15 protein-coding genes are annotated in these 15,983 nt (G+C 64.0%); 10 read left to right on the top strand and 5 right to left on the bottom strand.

Annotated elements, in window-relative coordinates; translation table 11 throughout:
- Positions 1 to 8: 8 nt before the first annotated feature.
- Both AC066Y_RS07520 and AC066Y_RS07525 read left to right on the top strand, forming a co-directional pair.
- A complete protein-coding gene (locus tag AC066Y_RS07520) occupies positions 9 to 1,505 on the top strand; it encodes a M81 family metallopeptidase (protein ID WP_478273309.1) in 1,497 nt (498 codons plus the stop codon).
- The gene (locus AC066Y_RS07525; RefSeq protein WP_478273310.1) at positions 1,502 to 2,512 is read left to right on the top strand and encodes a glutathione S-transferase N-terminal domain-containing protein; all 1,011 of its coding nucleotides are present in this window, start codon (positions 1,502 to 1,504) and stop codon (positions 2,510 to 2,512) included. The genes AC066Y_RS07520 and AC066Y_RS07525 overlap by 4 nt, the downstream gene beginning before the upstream one ends.
- A 39-nt stretch (positions 2,513 to 2,551) precedes the next feature.
- Here the strand turns inward: AC066Y_RS07525 and AC066Y_RS07530 are convergent, their stop codons facing one another.
- From AC066Y_RS07530 to AC066Y_RS07550, 5 genes are all read right to left on the bottom strand, one after another.
- The gene (locus tag AC066Y_RS07530; protein ID WP_478273386.1) at positions 2,552 to 3,181 is read right to left on the bottom strand and encodes a DsbA family protein; all 630 of its coding nucleotides are present in this window, start codon (positions 3,179 to 3,181) and stop codon (positions 2,552 to 2,554) included.
- 505 nt (positions 3,182 to 3,686) lie between these two features.
- Positions 3,687 to 5,609: a flavin-containing monooxygenase gene (locus AC066Y_RS07535; protein WP_478273311.1), complete on the bottom strand. Its 1,923-nt coding sequence runs from the start codon at positions 5,607 to 5,609 to the stop codon at positions 3,687 to 3,689.
- Between the two features lie 9 nt (positions 5,610 to 5,618).
- Positions 5,619 to 6,392 carry an SDR family NAD(P)-dependent oxidoreductase gene (locus tag AC066Y_RS07540; protein WP_478273312.1) on the bottom strand — a complete coding sequence of 258 codons (774 nt, stop codon included), beginning with the start codon at positions 6,390 to 6,392 and terminating at the stop codon, positions 5,619 to 5,621.
- Entirely contained in the window at positions 6,389 to 7,033 is a 645-nt protein-coding gene (locus tag AC066Y_RS07545) for a TetR/AcrR family transcriptional regulator (protein ID WP_478273313.1), read from the bottom strand. The genes AC066Y_RS07540 and AC066Y_RS07545 overlap by 4 nt, the downstream gene beginning before the upstream one ends.
- On the bottom strand, positions 7,030 to 8,526 hold the full coding sequence (locus AC066Y_RS07550) for an AMP-binding protein (RefSeq protein ID WP_478273314.1): 1,497 nt from the start codon (positions 8,524 to 8,526) through the stop codon (positions 7,030 to 7,032). Before AC066Y_RS07550 ends, AC066Y_RS07545 begins: the two co-directional genes overlap by 4 nt.
- Before the next feature lie 169 nt (positions 8,527 to 8,695).
- Between AC066Y_RS07550 and AC066Y_RS07555 the strand changes: the two genes are divergently transcribed.
- The 8 genes from AC066Y_RS07555 to AC066Y_RS07590 all read left to right on the top strand — a co-directional run bounded on the left by AC066Y_RS07555 (position 8,696) and on the right by AC066Y_RS07590 (position 15,982).
- Positions 8,696 to 9,955 carry an ABC transporter substrate-binding protein gene (locus AC066Y_RS07555; RefSeq protein WP_478273315.1) on the top strand — a complete coding sequence of 420 codons (1,260 nt, stop codon included), beginning with the start codon at positions 8,696 to 8,698 and terminating at the stop codon, positions 9,953 to 9,955.
- 94 nt (positions 9,956 to 10,049) lie between these two features.
- Positions 10,050 to 10,952 carry a branched-chain amino acid ABC transporter permease gene (locus AC066Y_RS07560; RefSeq protein WP_478273316.1) on the top strand — a complete coding sequence of 301 codons (903 nt, stop codon included), beginning with the start codon at positions 10,050 to 10,052 and terminating at the stop codon, positions 10,950 to 10,952.
- On the top strand, positions 10,949 to 11,968 hold the full coding sequence (locus AC066Y_RS07565) for a branched-chain amino acid ABC transporter permease (RefSeq protein WP_478273317.1): 1,020 nt from the start codon (positions 10,949 to 10,951) through the stop codon (positions 11,966 to 11,968). Before AC066Y_RS07560 ends, AC066Y_RS07565 begins: the two co-directional genes overlap by 4 nt.
- A gap of 2 nt (positions 11,969 to 11,970) precedes the next feature.
- Positions 11,971 to 12,729, top strand: coding sequence for an ABC transporter ATP-binding protein (locus tag AC066Y_RS07570; protein WP_478273318.1), 759 nt, complete (start codon positions 11,971 to 11,973; stop codon positions 12,727 to 12,729).
- Entirely contained in the window at positions 12,726 to 13,442 is a 717-nt protein-coding gene (locus AC066Y_RS07575) for an ABC transporter ATP-binding protein (RefSeq protein WP_456721930.1), read from the top strand. The genes AC066Y_RS07570 and AC066Y_RS07575 overlap by 4 nt, the downstream gene beginning before the upstream one ends.
- Before the next feature lie 84 nt (positions 13,443 to 13,526).
- Positions 13,527 to 14,753 carry a CaiB/BaiF CoA transferase family protein gene (locus AC066Y_RS07580; RefSeq protein ID WP_478273319.1) on the top strand — a complete coding sequence of 409 codons (1,227 nt, stop codon included), beginning with the start codon at positions 13,527 to 13,529 and terminating at the stop codon, positions 14,751 to 14,753.
- Positions 14,750 to 15,526, top strand: a complete 777-nt coding sequence (locus AC066Y_RS07585; RefSeq protein WP_478273320.1) for an enoyl-CoA hydratase/isomerase family protein — start codon at positions 14,750 to 14,752, stop codon at positions 15,524 to 15,526. The genes AC066Y_RS07580 and AC066Y_RS07585 overlap by 4 nt, the downstream gene beginning before the upstream one ends.
- On the top strand, positions 15,527 to 15,982 hold the full coding sequence (locus tag AC066Y_RS07590) for a MaoC family dehydratase (protein WP_478273321.1): 456 nt from the start codon (positions 15,527 to 15,529) through the stop codon (positions 15,980 to 15,982).
- The last annotated feature ends 1 nt before the right edge of the window (position 15,983 follow it).

A 15,983-nucleotide genomic window follows, 5' to 3' on the forward strand; every position in this document is an offset into this window, starting at 1 on the left:
GCGCAAAAATGAGCGAACGCAAGATTCGTATTGCCGTCCTGCATTTCTCCCACGAAACCGTTTCGTTCCTGCCGAACGAGACCACACTCGACGACTTCATCTATCCGGGCTCGCCGGCCAAGGGCGAGGCGCTGCTGCAGTTCGATCCCAAAAACTACATGGGCGGCTTCGTGCAGGTGGCGCGCGAATTCTCCGAGGTCGAACTGGTCGGCATCGAATCCCCGCTCTGGCCGAAGACGTACACCGGGTCGGGCTGGATCACCCAGGAAGCCTACCGGACCTTCACCGGCAGGATGATTGCCGGGCTCAAGGAGGAGGGGCCGTTCGACGGGGTCTATCTGTGCCTGCACGGCGCGATGGCCGTGCGCGACGTGCCGCGGCCGGAGGCCGATCTGGCGCGGCAGGTCCGCGAGGTGATCGGCCGCTCCGCTTTCATCGCCGCGACCTTCGATCCTCACGGCAATGAGGATGAGGCATTCCTGGAACAGGCGGACATGGCGTTCGCCGTCAAATATTTCCCGCATTATGATGCGCATCTGCAGGGCGAACGGGCGGCGCGCATGCTGGTGCGGGCGATCCGCGGCGACTACAGACCGGCGCACAAGACCATCAAGGTCCCCGTGATCTCGCCCACCGTGCTGCAATGGACCGGCGCGCGGCCGTGGATGGATCTCGTGCAGCGTGCGCTGGTGTGGGAGGCCCGCGAGGTCGACGTCTACGTCAACATCTTCTTCTGCTTCCCGTTCGCCGATGTGCCCGATATCGGCATGACCGTGCAGGTCCTGACCAACGACAACCCAAAGCTCGCCGAGCAGGTCGCGCGCGATCTCGCCGGCACGATCTGGCGGCTGCGCGAGGCGCTGCTGCAATCGACCAGGCTGCACAGCATTGCCGAGGGTGTGGCGCTGGCCAAGCAGGCCGTCGCCAATGGCAACACGCCGGTGGTGCTGGCCGATCACAGCGACCGCTCGGGGTCGGCGACCTGGCTGCTGCGCGAGATCATCGCGCAGGATCTCGCCAACACGGTGGTCGCTACGATTGCCGACGCCAGGGCGACGGCAAGCCTGAAGGCGGCCGGCGCCAAGGCCGGCGATACCTTCGACATGGAGATCGGCGGCCGCGCCGACGAGTCGGCGGGCGATCCGGTTCGCATTCAGGGCACGATCTCGGCTGCGGGTGACGGCTACGGGCAGTTCTGGGTCTGCGTGCGCTTCGGCCGCAACAATGTGCTGATCCTCTCCACCTATCTGGTGCAAATCATGGAGCCGTTCTCGCTGAAGGCGCTGGTGCCTGACATCGGCAGCTATGATGTGATGGCGATCAAGTCGCGGGTGCATTTCCGGCGCGGCTTCGACGACAATGGCTTTGCCAGGACGATCCTGCTGGTCGAGCCTGACGAGCCTTTCCTTGGCACGACGCAGCTGGACAAGCTGCCCTACAAGAACGTCGATCTTGCGCAGTTCTATCCGTACGGCAATCCGGCGTTTTCGGAGGGGGCGTCATGACGGAAGGCCGCTACCGCCTGATCGGTTCGACCGCATCGCCCTATGCGATCAAGCTGCGCGCGCTGATGCGCTACCGGCGCATCCCGCACGACTGGGCGATCATGACCAAGGCGCTGCGCGCGGCGACCGCGCATCTGAAGCCGATGCTGATTCCGGTGCTGCAATATCCCGACGGCAGCTATCGCGGCGAGACCACGACGCTTGCCTACGATCTGGAGGCGCGTCACCGGGGGCGGTCGGTAATCCCGGAGGATAAGGCCACAGCCTTCATCTGCGATCTGCTCGAGGACCTCGCCGACGAATGGGCGGTGAAGCCGCTGTTTCTGTATCGCTGGTGGGATCCGGAAGATCAGGCTTATGTCTCGCGCTGGGCGGGAGAGGAGTGGTCGACGTCGGACGCCGCGGCCGGCAGCCGCGAGGAAATCGAGGAATTCCGGCAGCGGCAGATTTCGCGCATGGTCATTCTCGGCGCGACCGAGGAGAACCGTCCGCTGCTGGAGGAGAGCTATCGCCGGACGCTCGCGGCGTTCGAGCCGCATGTCGGCATGACGAACTATCTGTTCGGCAGCCGGCCGTCGCTGGCGGATTTCGCCTGGTTCGGTCAGCTCAGCGAGATGGCCACCGATCCGACCCCGATGCGGATCATGCGCGAACGCGCGCCGTTCACCGATCACTGGGTGCGGCGGCTCGATGATGCCTCCGGTGTGGAGGGCGACTGGTATCCGCGCGAGCACGCGCTCGGCGGATTCGCCGAGGCGCTGCTGCGGATCGCGGGCGAACTCTATCTGCCGTTCCTTGCCGCTAACGCGGATGCATTCGCCAAAGGCCTCGCGCGCCTCGAGATCAATGTCTGGGGACTGCCTTACGCGCTGGCGCCGTTCAAATACCAGGTCAAGTGCCTGCAGCAGCTGCGCGAGAAATTTGCCGCGCTCGATGCCGGAGATCGCGCGGCGTTGAAGCCCTTGCTGGAACGCACGGGATGCTGGGCGATCCTGAATGGAGGCTGATCGATCAGGGACGGCAACCCGATTTGGAACGGCAAGAGCTTAGGTCCGGTGCCTGGTCCCGAGCGCGACCGCGACCGATTCCGGATGCCTGATCCGCTCGATCAGCATGTCGATGCGGTCGCCACCCCAGAACAGCTCGCCGTTGAACACCATGCTGGGCACCCCGAACACGCCGAGCGCTTCGGCCTCGTCGATGATGCGATCGTGCTCCGCGCGGGCAGGGCCGCGAACATAGGCCTCGAAGGCGTCGGAGGAACCGCCGATCGCAGAGATCACGCCGGCAATCTCCGATAGGTCGTCGATCTCCAGCTCGTGGTTCCAGAATCTCTGGAACACCGTGTCATGATAGGGCCGGAACAGCCCGTGGCGCTGCGCGAACAGCATTCCGGCGCTGGCGTGGAAGGCGTCGTAGATGCGGCGCGGGCCCTTCATGGTCAGTCCCTGCGCATTGGCGAACCGCCGCGCATCCATGTAGGAGTAGCGCACCTTGCGCCAGAAATGCGGCGTGCGCGCCTCGACCGTGCCCATGAACTCGGGAATGCGAAGCGTGTAGGGCAGCCATTCCAGCTCGACGCCAAAGGTTTCCTCGAGCTCGAACAGCCGCTTGTTGGCGACATAGGCGTAGGGCGACTTGTAGTCTGTGTAGATGCGTACGTGCGGCTTTTCGATCATCGTTCCTCACCTTGTCGGGACAATTGTTCCCGATCCCACGCGGTGACGCAATGCGGTGCGACGAGGGAGAGATGGCGCGCAAACGAATGGGCCCCGGTGCATTCAAGCATCGCGGGGCCCTGCTACTTCGTTTTAGCGAAGGATCTCTGGTGTAGACCAGTGGTGTTTCGGGACCTAAAAGCGCTTGGCCTTTGCGCTCTCGTCCTGCGGATATGTTCAGATTGTCGGCGGTGCACGCGGCTAGCAGCTGCTGTTCGCCTCAACGTGCACCGAGACCTTGCCGCTGAGCAAGGTCGCTGGCTTTCGCCGGTGGCGTCATGCTCCTCTCCAAGGGTGGGCCGACGGACCTCTGTCCGCTTCTCTGCCTGGCGGCCGATTCCAAAATCGTCCGTCAATTCCTGCGACGCGGGGAGCAGGCGCTCCCGCACCCCAACAGGTGCAGTCACCGAAATGCTGCGGCAGATATGGCCTGCTGTCAAGTTAACGAGCGGGGTATTTCAGGTCAGGTTTCCTGTCGCGCCTTGGTCGTTCGATACCGGGTGAAGTCCGGATCGTGCGTCATTTTCCAATAGTCGACGAACCGCCACGGCATCGCCGAGAACACCCGCCCGCTTCTGTTGCGGTAGTAGGTCGTCATGCCCGGATGGGTCCAGATCAGCTGCTCATGCTCGGCATCGACGTTGCGGATGTATTCGTCATGCGCGTCGGGATGCACGTCGATCGCAGCGATATCGTTCTCGATCATCTCGACGAGACAGGCGGAGATGTAGCGGCTCTGGCATTCTGACTGGAAGATCACGCTGCCGCCATGCGCGGGTCCCGAGTTGGGGCCGAGCATCAGAAACAAATTAGGGAAGTCAGGCACGGTGAGACCGAGATACGCGGTCGGATTATCGTGGTGCCACGCCTGCTTGAGGTTCTTGCCGTCGCGGCCGGTGATGTTGAGACGCGCGGCCATCTCGGAGACCTTGAAGCCGGTCGAGATCACGATGACATCGTGCGGCCGGGATGTGCCGTCGGCCGTGACGATTCCGTCCGCAGCGAAATGGTCGATCGTGTCGGTGACCAGCTCAACATTCGGCCTGGTCAGCGTCTTGAACCAGTTGTTGTCGAGCAGGATGCGCTTGCCGTAAGGCGGATAGGTCGGCATGCACTTCTCGATCAAATCAGGGCGGTCCTTCAGCTCGGAGAGGATGAAGTCGGCCAGCTCCTGGCGATGCCGGTCGTTGCCCTTGTTGACGGCGCGGTCCGGATGCGGCCACGCCGGATCCTTGCGGAGGAACGGCAACAATCCGTCGCCGTAACGCCAGAACATGTTGAAGCGGTACCACTGCACATAGAACGGCAGATGGGCGAGCAGCCACTGCGCACCTTCGGTGATCGGGTCGGAATAGCCCTTCACCGGCCGCGCCCACTGCGCGGTGCGCTGGTAGACGGTGACCGAGGCGACGCGGTCAGCGATCGACGGCACCAGCTGCATCGCGGTCGCGCCGGTACCGATTACGGCGACATGCTTGCCGTCGAGTTTGATATCGTCTGACCACAGCGCCGAATGAACCTTTTGGCCGGTGAAATCCTCGTCTCCCTTGAACGAGGCAGGCGAGGGATCGTTGAGTTGCCCGATCGCGCTGACCAGCGCGGTGGACTCGAATGTCTCTTCGCCGCTCGCCGTCTTCAGCGTCGAGATCCAGCGGCCTTTGCCTTCGTCCCAGCGCGAAGCGACGAACTCGGTCGAGAGGCGGACGTGCTGGCGGATGCCGTATTCGCGCACGACCTTGAGCAGGTAGTCGAGCAGTTCCTGGCGCTGCGCGAAATAGCGGGTCCACGGATTGCGGGGGCCGAACGAGAAGGAATAGGAGTGGTTCGGCGTATCGACGCCGCAGCCGGGATAGCGGTTGACGTACCAGGTGCCGCCGATCTCGTCCTGCTTCTCGACGATGGTATAGGGAATGCCGAGCCGCCCGAGCGCAACGCCAAGCGCGATCGCGCAGACGCCGGCGCCGACCATCAGCACATGCTGATGCGCCAGTCGTTCGTCGGAAGGGCGCTCGTGCCATCTGGCATCGCGGGGAACGAATCCCATCTCCTCGCGCATCAGAGGCGCGTATTCTGGCGCGACGTTCTCGCCCAGCGTCGTGCGCATCATCCGCAGCATCAGCTCGTCGCCGGGATTGGTGATGACGGGTTTCGGCGTTCCGTTCGCGAACAGGTTCAGGACGGCGGCGCGGATCTCGTCCTGGATCTCCTTCGGCACGCCGGCATCCGGATCGGGGATCAGGCGGACGTCGCGCTTCGGCTTGTACGGCGGCTCGAGCCACTTCTCGTCGCCGGTCATGTGCACCAGCACCATCAGCAGCACGCGGATGTCGCCCTCGGCGATGGCGGAGGACAGATCGAGGTGTTGGCGCGAAAGCTCGATATTCATGCGTTGTCCTCAGCTGGCCGGTGCGTCCGGCAGGCCGCCATAGGCGGCCCAGGTGGTGCCTACGATGTAGCCGGCGTCGACCGGCAGATTGATGCCGGTAACGCCGCTGCTCCGCGGCGAGAGCAGCCAGGCGATCGCCTGCGCCACTTCCAGCGGCTCGACCAGCCGGTTCATCGCCGTTGGGCGGGCCAGCAGATCCTTGTTCAAGGCGCCCGACGCGATGCCCGCCTCGAGCGCCACTGTGCGGGTGAAGCCGGGCGACACCGCGTTGACGCGTACGCCGGAACGGCCCCATTCGGCGGCGAGCGTCTGCGTGATCTGGATGACGCCGGCCTTCGCCGCGGTATAGGCGTGGATCGGACCCGACGTCATGCCGGCCACCGAGGCGACGTTCACGATCGCGCCGTGACGCCGCTTGGCCATTCCGATGCCGACGCTGCGCGCGACCAGAAAAGTGCCGCGCAGGTCAATATTGACCTCGCGGTCCCATTGCTCCATCCGTACCCGCTCGATCGTGTGCATCTTGCCGAACACGCCGGCGGCGTTGACGAGGCCGGTGATCGGGCCGTGCGCTTTCTCGATATCGGCAATGCCAGCGACGACCGCGCTTTCGCTCGCAACGTCGAACGGCGCGGGCCAAAGGACGACTGTCGTTCCGACCAGCGGCTCGGGCGCGATGTCGACGATGACGACGCGATGGCCCTGATCGGCAAGCAGCGTTGCGGTCGCAGCGCCAATGCCGCGGCTGCCGCCGGTGACGAGAATGATGCCGTCGGCGCTCATGACTTTCTTCCCTTGTCGCTCGTGGTGAACAGGCCGCGGGTGACCAGCTTCTGGTATGCCGTGATGACATAGTCGGGCACGGCGGTGACGCCTTGCTCGGAGTAGGAATAGCGGCGGCTGAGATAGCCGCGTGCACCCATCAAGACCTGGACGATGGCCTCGAACTCCTCGTCGCTGAAGGTGTTGGTGGCGCCCGCGGCCCGCGCGCGCTGGAGGATCCGGACATAGGCGCTCGAAATATTGTCGAAGTGCTTCTGGTAGCCGATCGGCGCGAAGAACTCGGCCTCGTTGAGGATGCGGAGAAACTCGGGGACCTGGCGGATGAAATCGAAGAAGGCGCTGAAACGCTCGACCTCCTGCCGTGCTTCGTTGGCAGTGCCGGTGCGCGCATGGATGAAGCGGACCATGTCGAGGCCGATCTTCGGCAGCAGCTGGTCGAGCAGCTCCTGGCGGTTCTCGAAATGATTGTAGAAGGTGCCTTGCGCCACACCGGCGGCTTCGGTGATGCGCGCGACCGAGGCTTCGGCATAGCCGTATTTGCCGACGACCTTGGTCGCGGCGTCGAAGATCTTCTGCTTGGTCCAGGCGTTGCGCTCGACCCGGTTGAGTTTTGTCACTTTGGCGGATGTCGCTTGAGTCATGCGGTGGCCTCGAGTTCGGCGCGGAGCACGCGTTTGAGCACCTTGCCGGATGGATTGCGCGGCAGGCTGTCGCGGATGATCAACTGCCGCGGCACCTTGAAGCCTGCGAGCCGCGCACGGCAGAATTCGGTGAGATCAGTCAGGTCGAGCCTTGCGTCGTCCGCCAACACCACGATGGCGACCGGCTTCTCGCCCCAGCGGTCGTCGGGCAGGCCGATCACGGCGACCTCGCGTACCCCGGGGATTTCGTAGACGACGCGCTCGACCTCGGAAGAGGCGATATTCTCGCCGCCGGAGATGATCATGTCCTTCTTGCGGTCGGTCAGATAGAGGAAGCCGTCCTCGTCGAGATAGCCGACGTCGCCGGTGCGGAACCAGTCGCCGAAGAAGGCGGATGCGGTTTTATCGGGATCCTTCCAGTAGCCCTGCGTGACCTTCGGGCCGCGCAGGCAGATCTCGCCATTCTGGCCGGCGGGCAGGCGCTTGCCGGCATCGTCGCGGATCTCGATCTCGACATGAGCAATCGCGCGGCCGGTCGAGCCGATCTTCTCGATCTCGCGGCCGGCGTCCATGAAGGTATCGCCGCCGCAGCTTTCGGTGAGGCCGTAGGCATCGATGTAGCGCGCGTTCCCAAAATAGTCAGAGAAGGCGCGGATGCGGACTTCCGGCGTCTTCTCGCCGCCGCCGATCGCCCATTGCAGGCTGGAGACATCGTAGCGGTCACGGTTCGGGCAGGTGAGAAGCGCGGTGGTCATGACCGGCGCAAACCACGCCGCGTTGAGCCTCTCGCGTTCGATGGCGGCCAGCGCCGGTTCAGGCTCGAAGGTGCGGTGAATGCACAGCATGCCGCCATGCCAGAGCACGGCGATGCCGGGCAGGTCGAGCGCGCCGACATGATAGAGCGGGCCGACGACGAGCAGCCGCGTGTCGGCGTTGAGTCCAAGCACCAGCGTCTGGTCGGCTGATTTCCAATAGATGTTCTCGTAAGTGAGCATCACCCCCTTGGGGCGATCCGTCGTGCCCGAGGTGTACATCAGCCGCATCAGGTCGCGCGGCTGGCGCACATGGATCGGCGCCGGGGCAATGTCGGGCGCCAGGCTGGTGACGCTGGACTGCGCGATTTCACCCAGCAGCACCACCGGCGCGCCACCGGCTGCAATCGCTGCAAATTCCTCGTCGGCGACCAGCAGTCGCGCGCCGGAATTGCCGACGATATAGCCGACCTCATCGGCCGACAGGCGATAGTTGATCGGCAGGAACACCGCGCCGATATGGCTGGTCGCGAACACCAGCTCGAGAAAGGCCGTGCTGTTCTTCATCAGGATGGCGACGACGTCGCCGGGCGCGATGCCGCGTGTCGCGAGCCAGCTGCCGACCTGCCGGATCCGCAGATCGAAATCTGCATAGGAGACGTCTTCGCCGCGATATTTCAGCGCACAGCGGTCCGGAGTCCGCCTGGCATGAAATGCGATGAAGCTGGAAAGATTGATCATTTGCCGTCCGTCGGGCCGATTCCGGCGCCGTTTTCTCCCTGGATGAATTATGAGTCGTAATTCATCTTTGGCTTGACGTCACCCCCCTTGCTCTGAAAACATCGTGGCCATGGAGACGAAACGATCTCCGACAGGGATTTGGGAACGCGAACCCGACAGGGAGGGGAATATGACGAGGACCCGGAAACCGGGCATCAGCCGGCGTTCGACGCTTGCGCTGATGGGTGCCGGTGCGGTGAGCTTTGCTGCGCCATGGGCGGCGCGCGCACAGGCCAAGACCATCAAGATCGGCATGCCGACCATTCTATCGGGTCGCGTCGCACAACTCGGCACATCCTCGCGCAATGCGGTGATGCTGGAAGTCGAGAAGGTCAATGCCGCAGGCGGCCTTGCCGGGCGGCAGATCGAGATGGTGATCCGCGATTCCAAGGGACAGCCGCAGGAAGCCGCGCGTATCGCGCGCGAGCTCGTCAACACCGACGGCTGCGAGATGCTGCTCGATGGCGAGGCATCGTCGGGATCGTTCGCGGTTCACGAGGTGGCGCGTGATCTCGGGGTGCTCTGCATCCATACCTGCTCGGAAGCGTCATCGCTGACGGCCGATCCCAAGCAGCACATTCCGAACGCGTTCCGCTGCGTGCGGCAGGGCATTCATGACTCGATCGTCGGCGCCGGCTACGCGGCCGGGGTCGCCAAGGCCAAGGGCCTGAAGAAGTGGGCGACCTGCTCGCCGGACTATGCCTATGGCCGCGATACCACCGGCGAATTCGTGCTGTACCTGAAGAAATTCGCGCCCGATGTCGAGATCATCAGCGAATCCTGGCCGAAGCTGTTCCAGCCCGATTACACCGAGGTGGTGACCAAGATCCTGCAGGCCAAGCCGCAGGCGCTCTATTCCTGCTTGTGGGGTGGCGATCTCACCTCCTACATCGACCAGGCTAACATCTACGCGATGTTCAACCAAATGGAGGTGTTCGCGGTCAACATGGCCGACTACACCGCGCTCACGGTGGTGAAGAACCTGCCCAAGGGCATCCACTCCGGCGACCGTTACATCAAGACATTCCCGCCGACCCCGGAGAATGCAGCCTGGGGCGATGCCTACAAGGCGAAGTACAACGAGTACCCGACCAACTGGTCCTGGCAGAACGCGACGGCCGTCATGTTCCTCAACGAGGCCGTCAAGAAGGCGAACTCGACCGACGGCAAGAAGGTCGCAGAGGCTCTCACGGGGTTGACTATCAAATGCCCGTTCGGTGCCGACGGCACCGTCACGATGCGCGCCGACGACCACACGCTGGTCGGCTACGCAATCGGCTGGGGCACCACGATCCCGCAGGAGCCCTACGTGCCCGACGTCAAGGCCGGAGACTGGAAGACAATCTTCGAGCTCGAAGCCGAGTGGAAGAAGAGCAAGGGCTACACCTGATCCGCATGCGGGGCGGAGGCAGCGTGCTGTCTCCGCCTTGCATCTGATGTTTGTCGCGCGCCGGCGTTGCGGCCCGCCGTAATGGATGATTCTCGTGGACCTCGACGCGCTCGCCAGTTGCCTCACCAGTCCTGCATGCCTGGTGACGCAGACCACCAGCGGCCTGATCATCGGCATGCTGCTGTTTCTTGTCGCCGTCGGGCTGACGCTGATCTTCGGCGTGCTCAAGGTGGTCAATTTCAGTCACGGCGCCTTCTATATGTTCGGCGCCTATTTCGCGATGACGGCCTACCAGCTCTCCGGCAGCTTTGCGCTGGCGATCCTTGGCGGCGCCGTCGGCACCGCGCTCCTCGGCCTGATCTTCGAACGCGCCTTCATGAGCCGGGTCTACGGCCGCGACGTGCTGATGCAGCTCCTGGTCTGTTATGCCTTCGTGCTGATCTTCGACGATGTCGTTCGCATGATCTGGGGGCCTGAATTCAGGTCGATGGGCATGCCGGCAGCGTTCCAGGTGCCACCATTGTTCATCGCCGGCGGCGTGGTGCCGCCTTATTATCTGCTGCTGATCGGCGTGGCGCTGGCCGCTGCCGTTGTTCTCGGCCTGGGGTTGGCGCGTTCCCGGATCGGCAAGGTGATCCGTGCCGCCGCGCATAATCCCGGGATGGTGTCGGCGCTCGGCATCAACACCGGGCTGATCTATGGCGGCGTGTTCGCGCTGGGCGGCATGCTGGCGGGGCTGGCGGGCGCGCTTGCCGCGCCGGTGCGCTCGCTGACGCCGGGCATGGGCTTCTCGGTGCTGATCGAGTCCTTCATCGTCACCGTGATCGGCGGCATGGGTTCGATCCTGGGTGCGCTGATCGGCGCGCTCCTGATCGGCCTGATCCGCTCGTTCGGATCGCTCGGCTTCCCGCTTTTCACCGAGGGGCTGATGTATCTCTTCATGGTGATCGTGCTGGTGTCGCGTCCGACCGGCCTGTTCGGCAAGGAGGTCGCATGACCGAGTTGCAGGCCGGGCAGGGCGCGCAGCCGCTCGATGTGCCCCGGATCGACGCCAGGCCGCAGCGCTATCGCGACGCGTTGATCGCGCTCGCAGCCTTTGTGCTGCTTGCGCTGCTGCCGGTGCTTTTCGGCAGCAAGCAGCTGCTTGACTTCGTGATCCGCTGCGCCGCCTACGGATTGTTCGCGACGTCGCTCAACCTTCTGGTCGGCTACACCGGCCTGATCTCGTTCGGGCACGGCATGTTCTTCGGCCTCGGCGCCTATGGTTTCGGCCTTATGATGCAGAAGACCGGTGTGCCGATCCCGGTGGCCTTCGTCGCCACGCTGGCGATGACTTTCGTCGTCGCCGTCGTGATCGGCGCGATCTGTGTGCGGCTGAAAGAGATCTATTTCGCCTTCGTCACGCTGGCGTTCCAGATGCTGATCCACTCGACGATCCTGTCGTGGCAATCGCTGACCGGCGGCGACCAGGGCCTGCGCGGCGGCATTCCGCGGCCGCCGTTCCTCGGCATTGACCTCTCGAACCATCTGCATCTCTACATCACGAGCTGCGCGCTGCTGGTGATCGGGCTGCTCTTGATGCGCCAGATCGCGCAGTCGCCGTTCGGCTACACGCTGCGCATGATCCGCGACAACGCGACGCGGGCGAGCTTCATCGGCATCGATGTCTGGCGCGCGAAGCTGACAATCTTCGTGCTGGCGGCGCTGTTCGCGGCGACCGGCGGCATCATCATGGCGCTGTTCGTCTCCGGCGCCTATCCCGAATTCGCTTACTGGACGATCTCCGGCGAGGGCATTTTCATCAACATGCTCGGCGGCGTGACGACCTTCCTCGGGCCGATGGTCGGAGCGGTGCTGCTGCTGATCCTCAACGACACCGTGACCCGCCTGACCGAGTATCACGGCATCGTGCTCGGCATCGTGATCCTGTTCTTTGCCATCGGCCTGCGGAAAGGGCTGATGGACTTTGTCGTCGAATGGTTTGCGCAGCGTCGCGGCCAGGGGCGCAGTTAGCCATGCTGAAAATTCGCGCCCTCTCGAAATCCTTTGGCGGCGTCAAGGCGACGGACAACGTCTCGCTCGATTTCGCCGACGGTTCGCTCACCGCCGTGATCGGTCCCAACGGTGCCGGCAAGAGCACGTTCTTCAACCTGATCACGGGCGCGCTGCGGCCGGACGCCGGGCAGATCCTGCTCAACGGCGTCGACATGGCGGGCAAGACGCCACCGGAGATCGTACGCCACGGCATCGGCCGCGCCTTCCAGGTCGCAAGCATCTTCCCGTCGCTGACGGTCGAGGAGACGATGCTGGCAGCGGTCTGTGCCGATCAAGGCCGTGCCGGCGTGATGCATCGCCGCTTTCCATTGGCCGAGACGCGCGACCGCGCCGAGCACGCGATGGAGTTGCTCGGCCTTGCCGGAAAGCGCAACAGGACCGCGGCGACGCTGTCGCATGGCGACCAGAAGCTGCTCGATATCGCGCTCGCGCTGGTGCTCGATCCCAAAGTGTTGCTGCTCGACGAGCCGACCGCGGGCATGGGCACCGAGGAGCGCTGGCGCATGGTCGACAAGGTACGCGAGCTCTGGGAAAAGCAGAAGATCACCGTCGCGTTCATCGAGCACGACATGGATATCGTGTTCAAGATCGCACCTGAGATCGTCGTGCTGTGTTACGGCCGGATCCTGGCGACCGGGACGCCTGATGCGATCCGCAGGAATGAAGCCGTCATCGAGGCCTATCTCGGCAGCGACGACCCCGCGGGAGCGGTGGCATGAGCACGCAGCCGGTGGTGCAGGTCGAGGATCTCGACGTCTACTACGGCACCAGCCAAATATTGTTCGGCGTCGGCCTCTCGGTGCGGAAGGGCGAGACCATGGCGCTGCTGGGCCGCAATGGCGCCGGCAAGTCGACCACCATGAAGGCGATCATGGGGCTGGCGCCGGCGCGCCGCGGCAAGGTGACCTTGCGCGGCAACGTGGTCTCTGGGATGAGGCCGCATCACATCGCGCGGGCCGGGCTCGGCTTCGTGCCGGAGGACCGCCAGATATTCCCCGAGCATACGGTCGAGGACAATCTCGTCATCGGCCAGAAGACGGGGCCCGACGGCGAGGATGAGTGGTCGATCCGCCGCGTCTATGACGTGTTCCCGCTGCTGGAGCCGCTGCGGCACCGGATTGCCGGACGGCTGTCCGGCGGCGAGCAGCAGATGCTGGCGATTGCCCGCACACTGATGGGCAATCCGGTGCTGCTGCTGCTGGACGAGCCGAGCGAGGGGCTGGCGCCGATCATCGTGCAGCGCATCGGCGAACTGCTGCGGCAGCTCCGCGGCACCGGTGCCACAGTATTGATCGCCGAGCAGAACATGCATTTTTGCCTTGGCCTTGCGAGCCACGCGACGGTTATCGACAAGGGACAGATCGTCTACACATCCTCCATCGATGAGCTGAAGGCCAACGATAACATCCGGCAGCGCTATCTGGCGCTGTAGGCATGATCCGGAAAAGTGTGGAGCGGTTTTCCGAGAGGGTCATGCCCAAAAGAACAGGGCTCTTCGACAGCTGTGGGAGGACAAATGGCGGGCGAACGCAAGCTGATGCCGACGCACGAGGCGCCGTATCGCGGGCTGAAAGTGCTGGATTTCGGGCAGGGGATCGCCTCGCCCTATTGCGCGATGCTGCTCGGGGTCTACGGCGCCGACGTCATCAAGGTCGAGCCGCCTGAAGGCGACTGGTCGCGCTATCTCGGCACGACCTATGGCAATCACACGACGCTGTCGGCGGTCTATAACCGCGGCAAGCGCAGCCTGTGCCTCGACATGAAACACAAGGACGGGATTGCGATCGCGCAGCTTCTGGCGCGCGAGGCCGACGTGCTGATTGAAGGGTTTCGTCCTGGTGTCGCGGAGCGGCTCGGGCTCGGCTATGAGAGCCTGTCGCGCGACAATCCGGGCCTGGTCTATCTGTCGGTCAGCGGCTTCGGGCAGAGCGGGCCATACTCAAAGCGCCCCGGCTCGGACTCGGTCGCGCAGGCTTTCTCCGGGCTGGTCTCGGTGAATGTCGGCACCGATGGCGTGCCGCACCGGGTCGGCACCACGATCTCCGACGTCGTCACCGGCGTCTATGCGTTCCAGGCCATTGCCACGACCTTGTTCGCGCGTGCGACGGTCGGCACCGGACGCTGGATCGATGTCAATCTCTGCCAGTCGACGTCGGCGCTGCTTGGCCATAAGGTCGCGGAGTTCATCCTCGAGGGCGGTGCCCCGCGCGCGCTCAATGTGCCGGCCGGCACCTACCAGACCCAGGACGGCTGGATGATGGTCACGCTGGTGAACGAGCCGCAATACAAGCGGCTGTGCGGTGCGATCGACCGCGAGGATCTCGCCAGCGATCCCCGTTTCGCCGACTTCGCCCGGCGTGCGGATGCTGCCGACACGCTGATCCCGCAGCTGCGCGAGGTGTTCCTGACGCAGCCGACGGATGTCTGGCTGACGCGGCTGCACAGTGCCGATATCATCGCGGAGCGCATCCTCAATCCCGGCGAATGGCTGCGCAACCCGCACGTCGAGGCGACCAGGGCGTCGGTCCGCCAGGATACGCCGGGCGTCGGCGCGGTCTATTCGCCGCGGACGCCGGGGATCGCGAGCCTGTCCGAGGATCATCTTTGTCCTGCGCCGGACGTCGGGCAGGATAGCCGCGCGGTGCTGACAGAGGCTGGCCTTGGCTCGGCCGAGATCGACGGCTTGCTGCTGTCGGGCGCGGTGCGGCAGGCCAAAGCGATGACAGGAGGCAAGACATCATGAGCACGGACCTCGTTCGTTACTCGATCAGCAACCAGATTGCGGAGATTGTGCTGGACCGCGGGCCGGTGAATGCGCTCAGCATCCCCTTGATCGACGCGTTGCTGGCGGCGTTGGCGAAAGCGCGCGATGATGACACGGTGCGCGCCGTCATCATCAGCAGCGCCCACAAGGTGTTTTGCGCCGGACTCGACCTTGACATCGTCAGGGGCAAACCCGCGATCGAGACCAAGGCATTCCTCGAGCGGCTGTACTTCGCACTGAACGATACGCAGTACCGCATGGGCAAGCCGACGATTGCGGCGATCGATGGCGCGGTGCGCGCCGGCGGCATGACGATCGCGATCTCATGTGACATGATCATCGCGGGCGACAGCTCGTCCTTCGGCTATCCCGAGATCGATGTCGGCCTGATTCCGGCAATCCACTTCGTGCAGTTACCGCGGCTGGTGGGGAAGCACCAGGCGTTCGGCCCGCTGTTCCTCGGCGAGCCCTTCGATGCCGCAACGGCCTACCGCATGGGGCTGCTCAGCGAAGTCGTGCCGAAGGGCACTGCGCTCGATCGGGCCCGCGAGATCGCGCGGAAGCTGGCGACGAAATCGCCTATCGTGATGAAGATCGGCCGCGACGCCTTCATGCGCGCGGTCGATGCCGATTTCCGCCGCTCGGTGGAGAACACCGCGGAAAGTTTTGTGGTGGTCGCCTCGACCGAAGACTGCCAGGAAGGGCTGAATGCGTTTGTTGAGAAGCGAACGCCCAACTACAAGGGACGGTAAATGGCTGGATTGTATTTCGAAGAGTTCGAGGTCGGGCAGGAATTCCATCACGAGTTCAGCCGGACCGTGACGGAGATGGACAACACGATGTTTAGCCTCCTGACCATGAATCCGCAGCCACTGCACCTCGATGCGCATTTCGCCGAGAAGACCGAGTTCGGCCAGCGGCTGTTCAACAGCCTCTATACGCTCGGTATCATGATCGGCATGAGCGTGTACGACACAACCTTCGGAACCACGGTCGGAAACCTCGGCATGACCGACGTCAAGTTTCCAAAGCCGGTATTTCACGGCGATACGCTGAAGGCGCACACAAAAATCATCGGCAAGCGCGCAAGCAAGTCGCGGCCGACCCAAGGCATTGTCGAATTCGAGCACACCATGACCAACCAGCGCGGCGAGGTGGTGGCAAGCTGCCGCCGCACCGGCCTGATGCACTGCAAGCCGAAGGCATAGG

The sequence above is a fragment of the Bradyrhizobium sp. USDA3010 genome (assembly GCF_056429065.1).

What these genes read in the sequence shown, in the direction of transcription:
- AC066Y_RS07525 (WP_478273310.1), top strand. Translation starts at nt 1,502, where the DNA reads ATGACGGAAGGCCGCTACCGCCTGATCGGTTCGACCGCATCGCCCTAT.
- AC066Y_RS07570 (WP_478273318.1), top strand. Translation starts at nt 11,971, where the DNA reads ATGCTGAAAATTCGCGCCCTCTCGAAATCCTTTGGCGGCGTCAAGGCG.
- AC066Y_RS07580 (WP_478273319.1), top strand. Translation starts at nt 13,527, where the DNA reads ATGGCGGGCGAACGCAAGCTGATGCCGACGCACGAGGCGCCGTATCGC.
- AC066Y_RS07555 (WP_478273315.1), top strand. Translation starts at nt 8,696, where the DNA reads ATGACGAGGACCCGGAAACCGGGCATCAGCCGGCGTTCGACGCTTGCG.
- AC066Y_RS07535 (WP_478273311.1), bottom strand. Translation starts at nt 5,609, where the DNA reads ATGAATATCGAGCTTTCGCGCCAACACCTCGATCTGTCCTCCGCCATC.
- AC066Y_RS07590 (WP_478273321.1), top strand. Translation starts at nt 15,527, where the DNA reads ATGGCTGGATTGTATTTCGAAGAGTTCGAGGTCGGGCAGGAATTCCAT.
- AC066Y_RS07540 (WP_478273312.1), bottom strand. Translation starts at nt 6,392, where the DNA reads ATGAGCGCCGACGGCATCATTCTCGTCACCGGCGGCAGCCGCGGCATT.
- AC066Y_RS07545 (WP_478273313.1), bottom strand. Translation starts at nt 7,033, where the DNA reads ATGACTCAAGCGACATCCGCCAAAGTGACAAAACTCAACCGGGTCGAG.
- AC066Y_RS07585 (WP_478273320.1), top strand. Translation starts at nt 14,750, where the DNA reads ATGAGCACGGACCTCGTTCGTTACTCGATCAGCAACCAGATTGCGGAG.
- AC066Y_RS07565 (WP_478273317.1), top strand. Translation starts at nt 10,949, where the DNA reads ATGACCGAGTTGCAGGCCGGGCAGGGCGCGCAGCCGCTCGATGTGCCC.
- AC066Y_RS07575 (WP_456721930.1), top strand. Translation starts at nt 12,726, where the DNA reads ATGAGCACGCAGCCGGTGGTGCAGGTCGAGGATCTCGACGTCTACTAC.
- AC066Y_RS07550 (WP_478273314.1), bottom strand. Translation starts at nt 8,526, where the DNA reads ATGATCAATCTTTCCAGCTTCATCGCATTTCATGCCAGGCGGACTCCG.
- AC066Y_RS07520 (WP_478273309.1), top strand. Translation starts at nt 9, where the DNA reads ATGAGCGAACGCAAGATTCGTATTGCCGTCCTGCATTTCTCCCACGAA.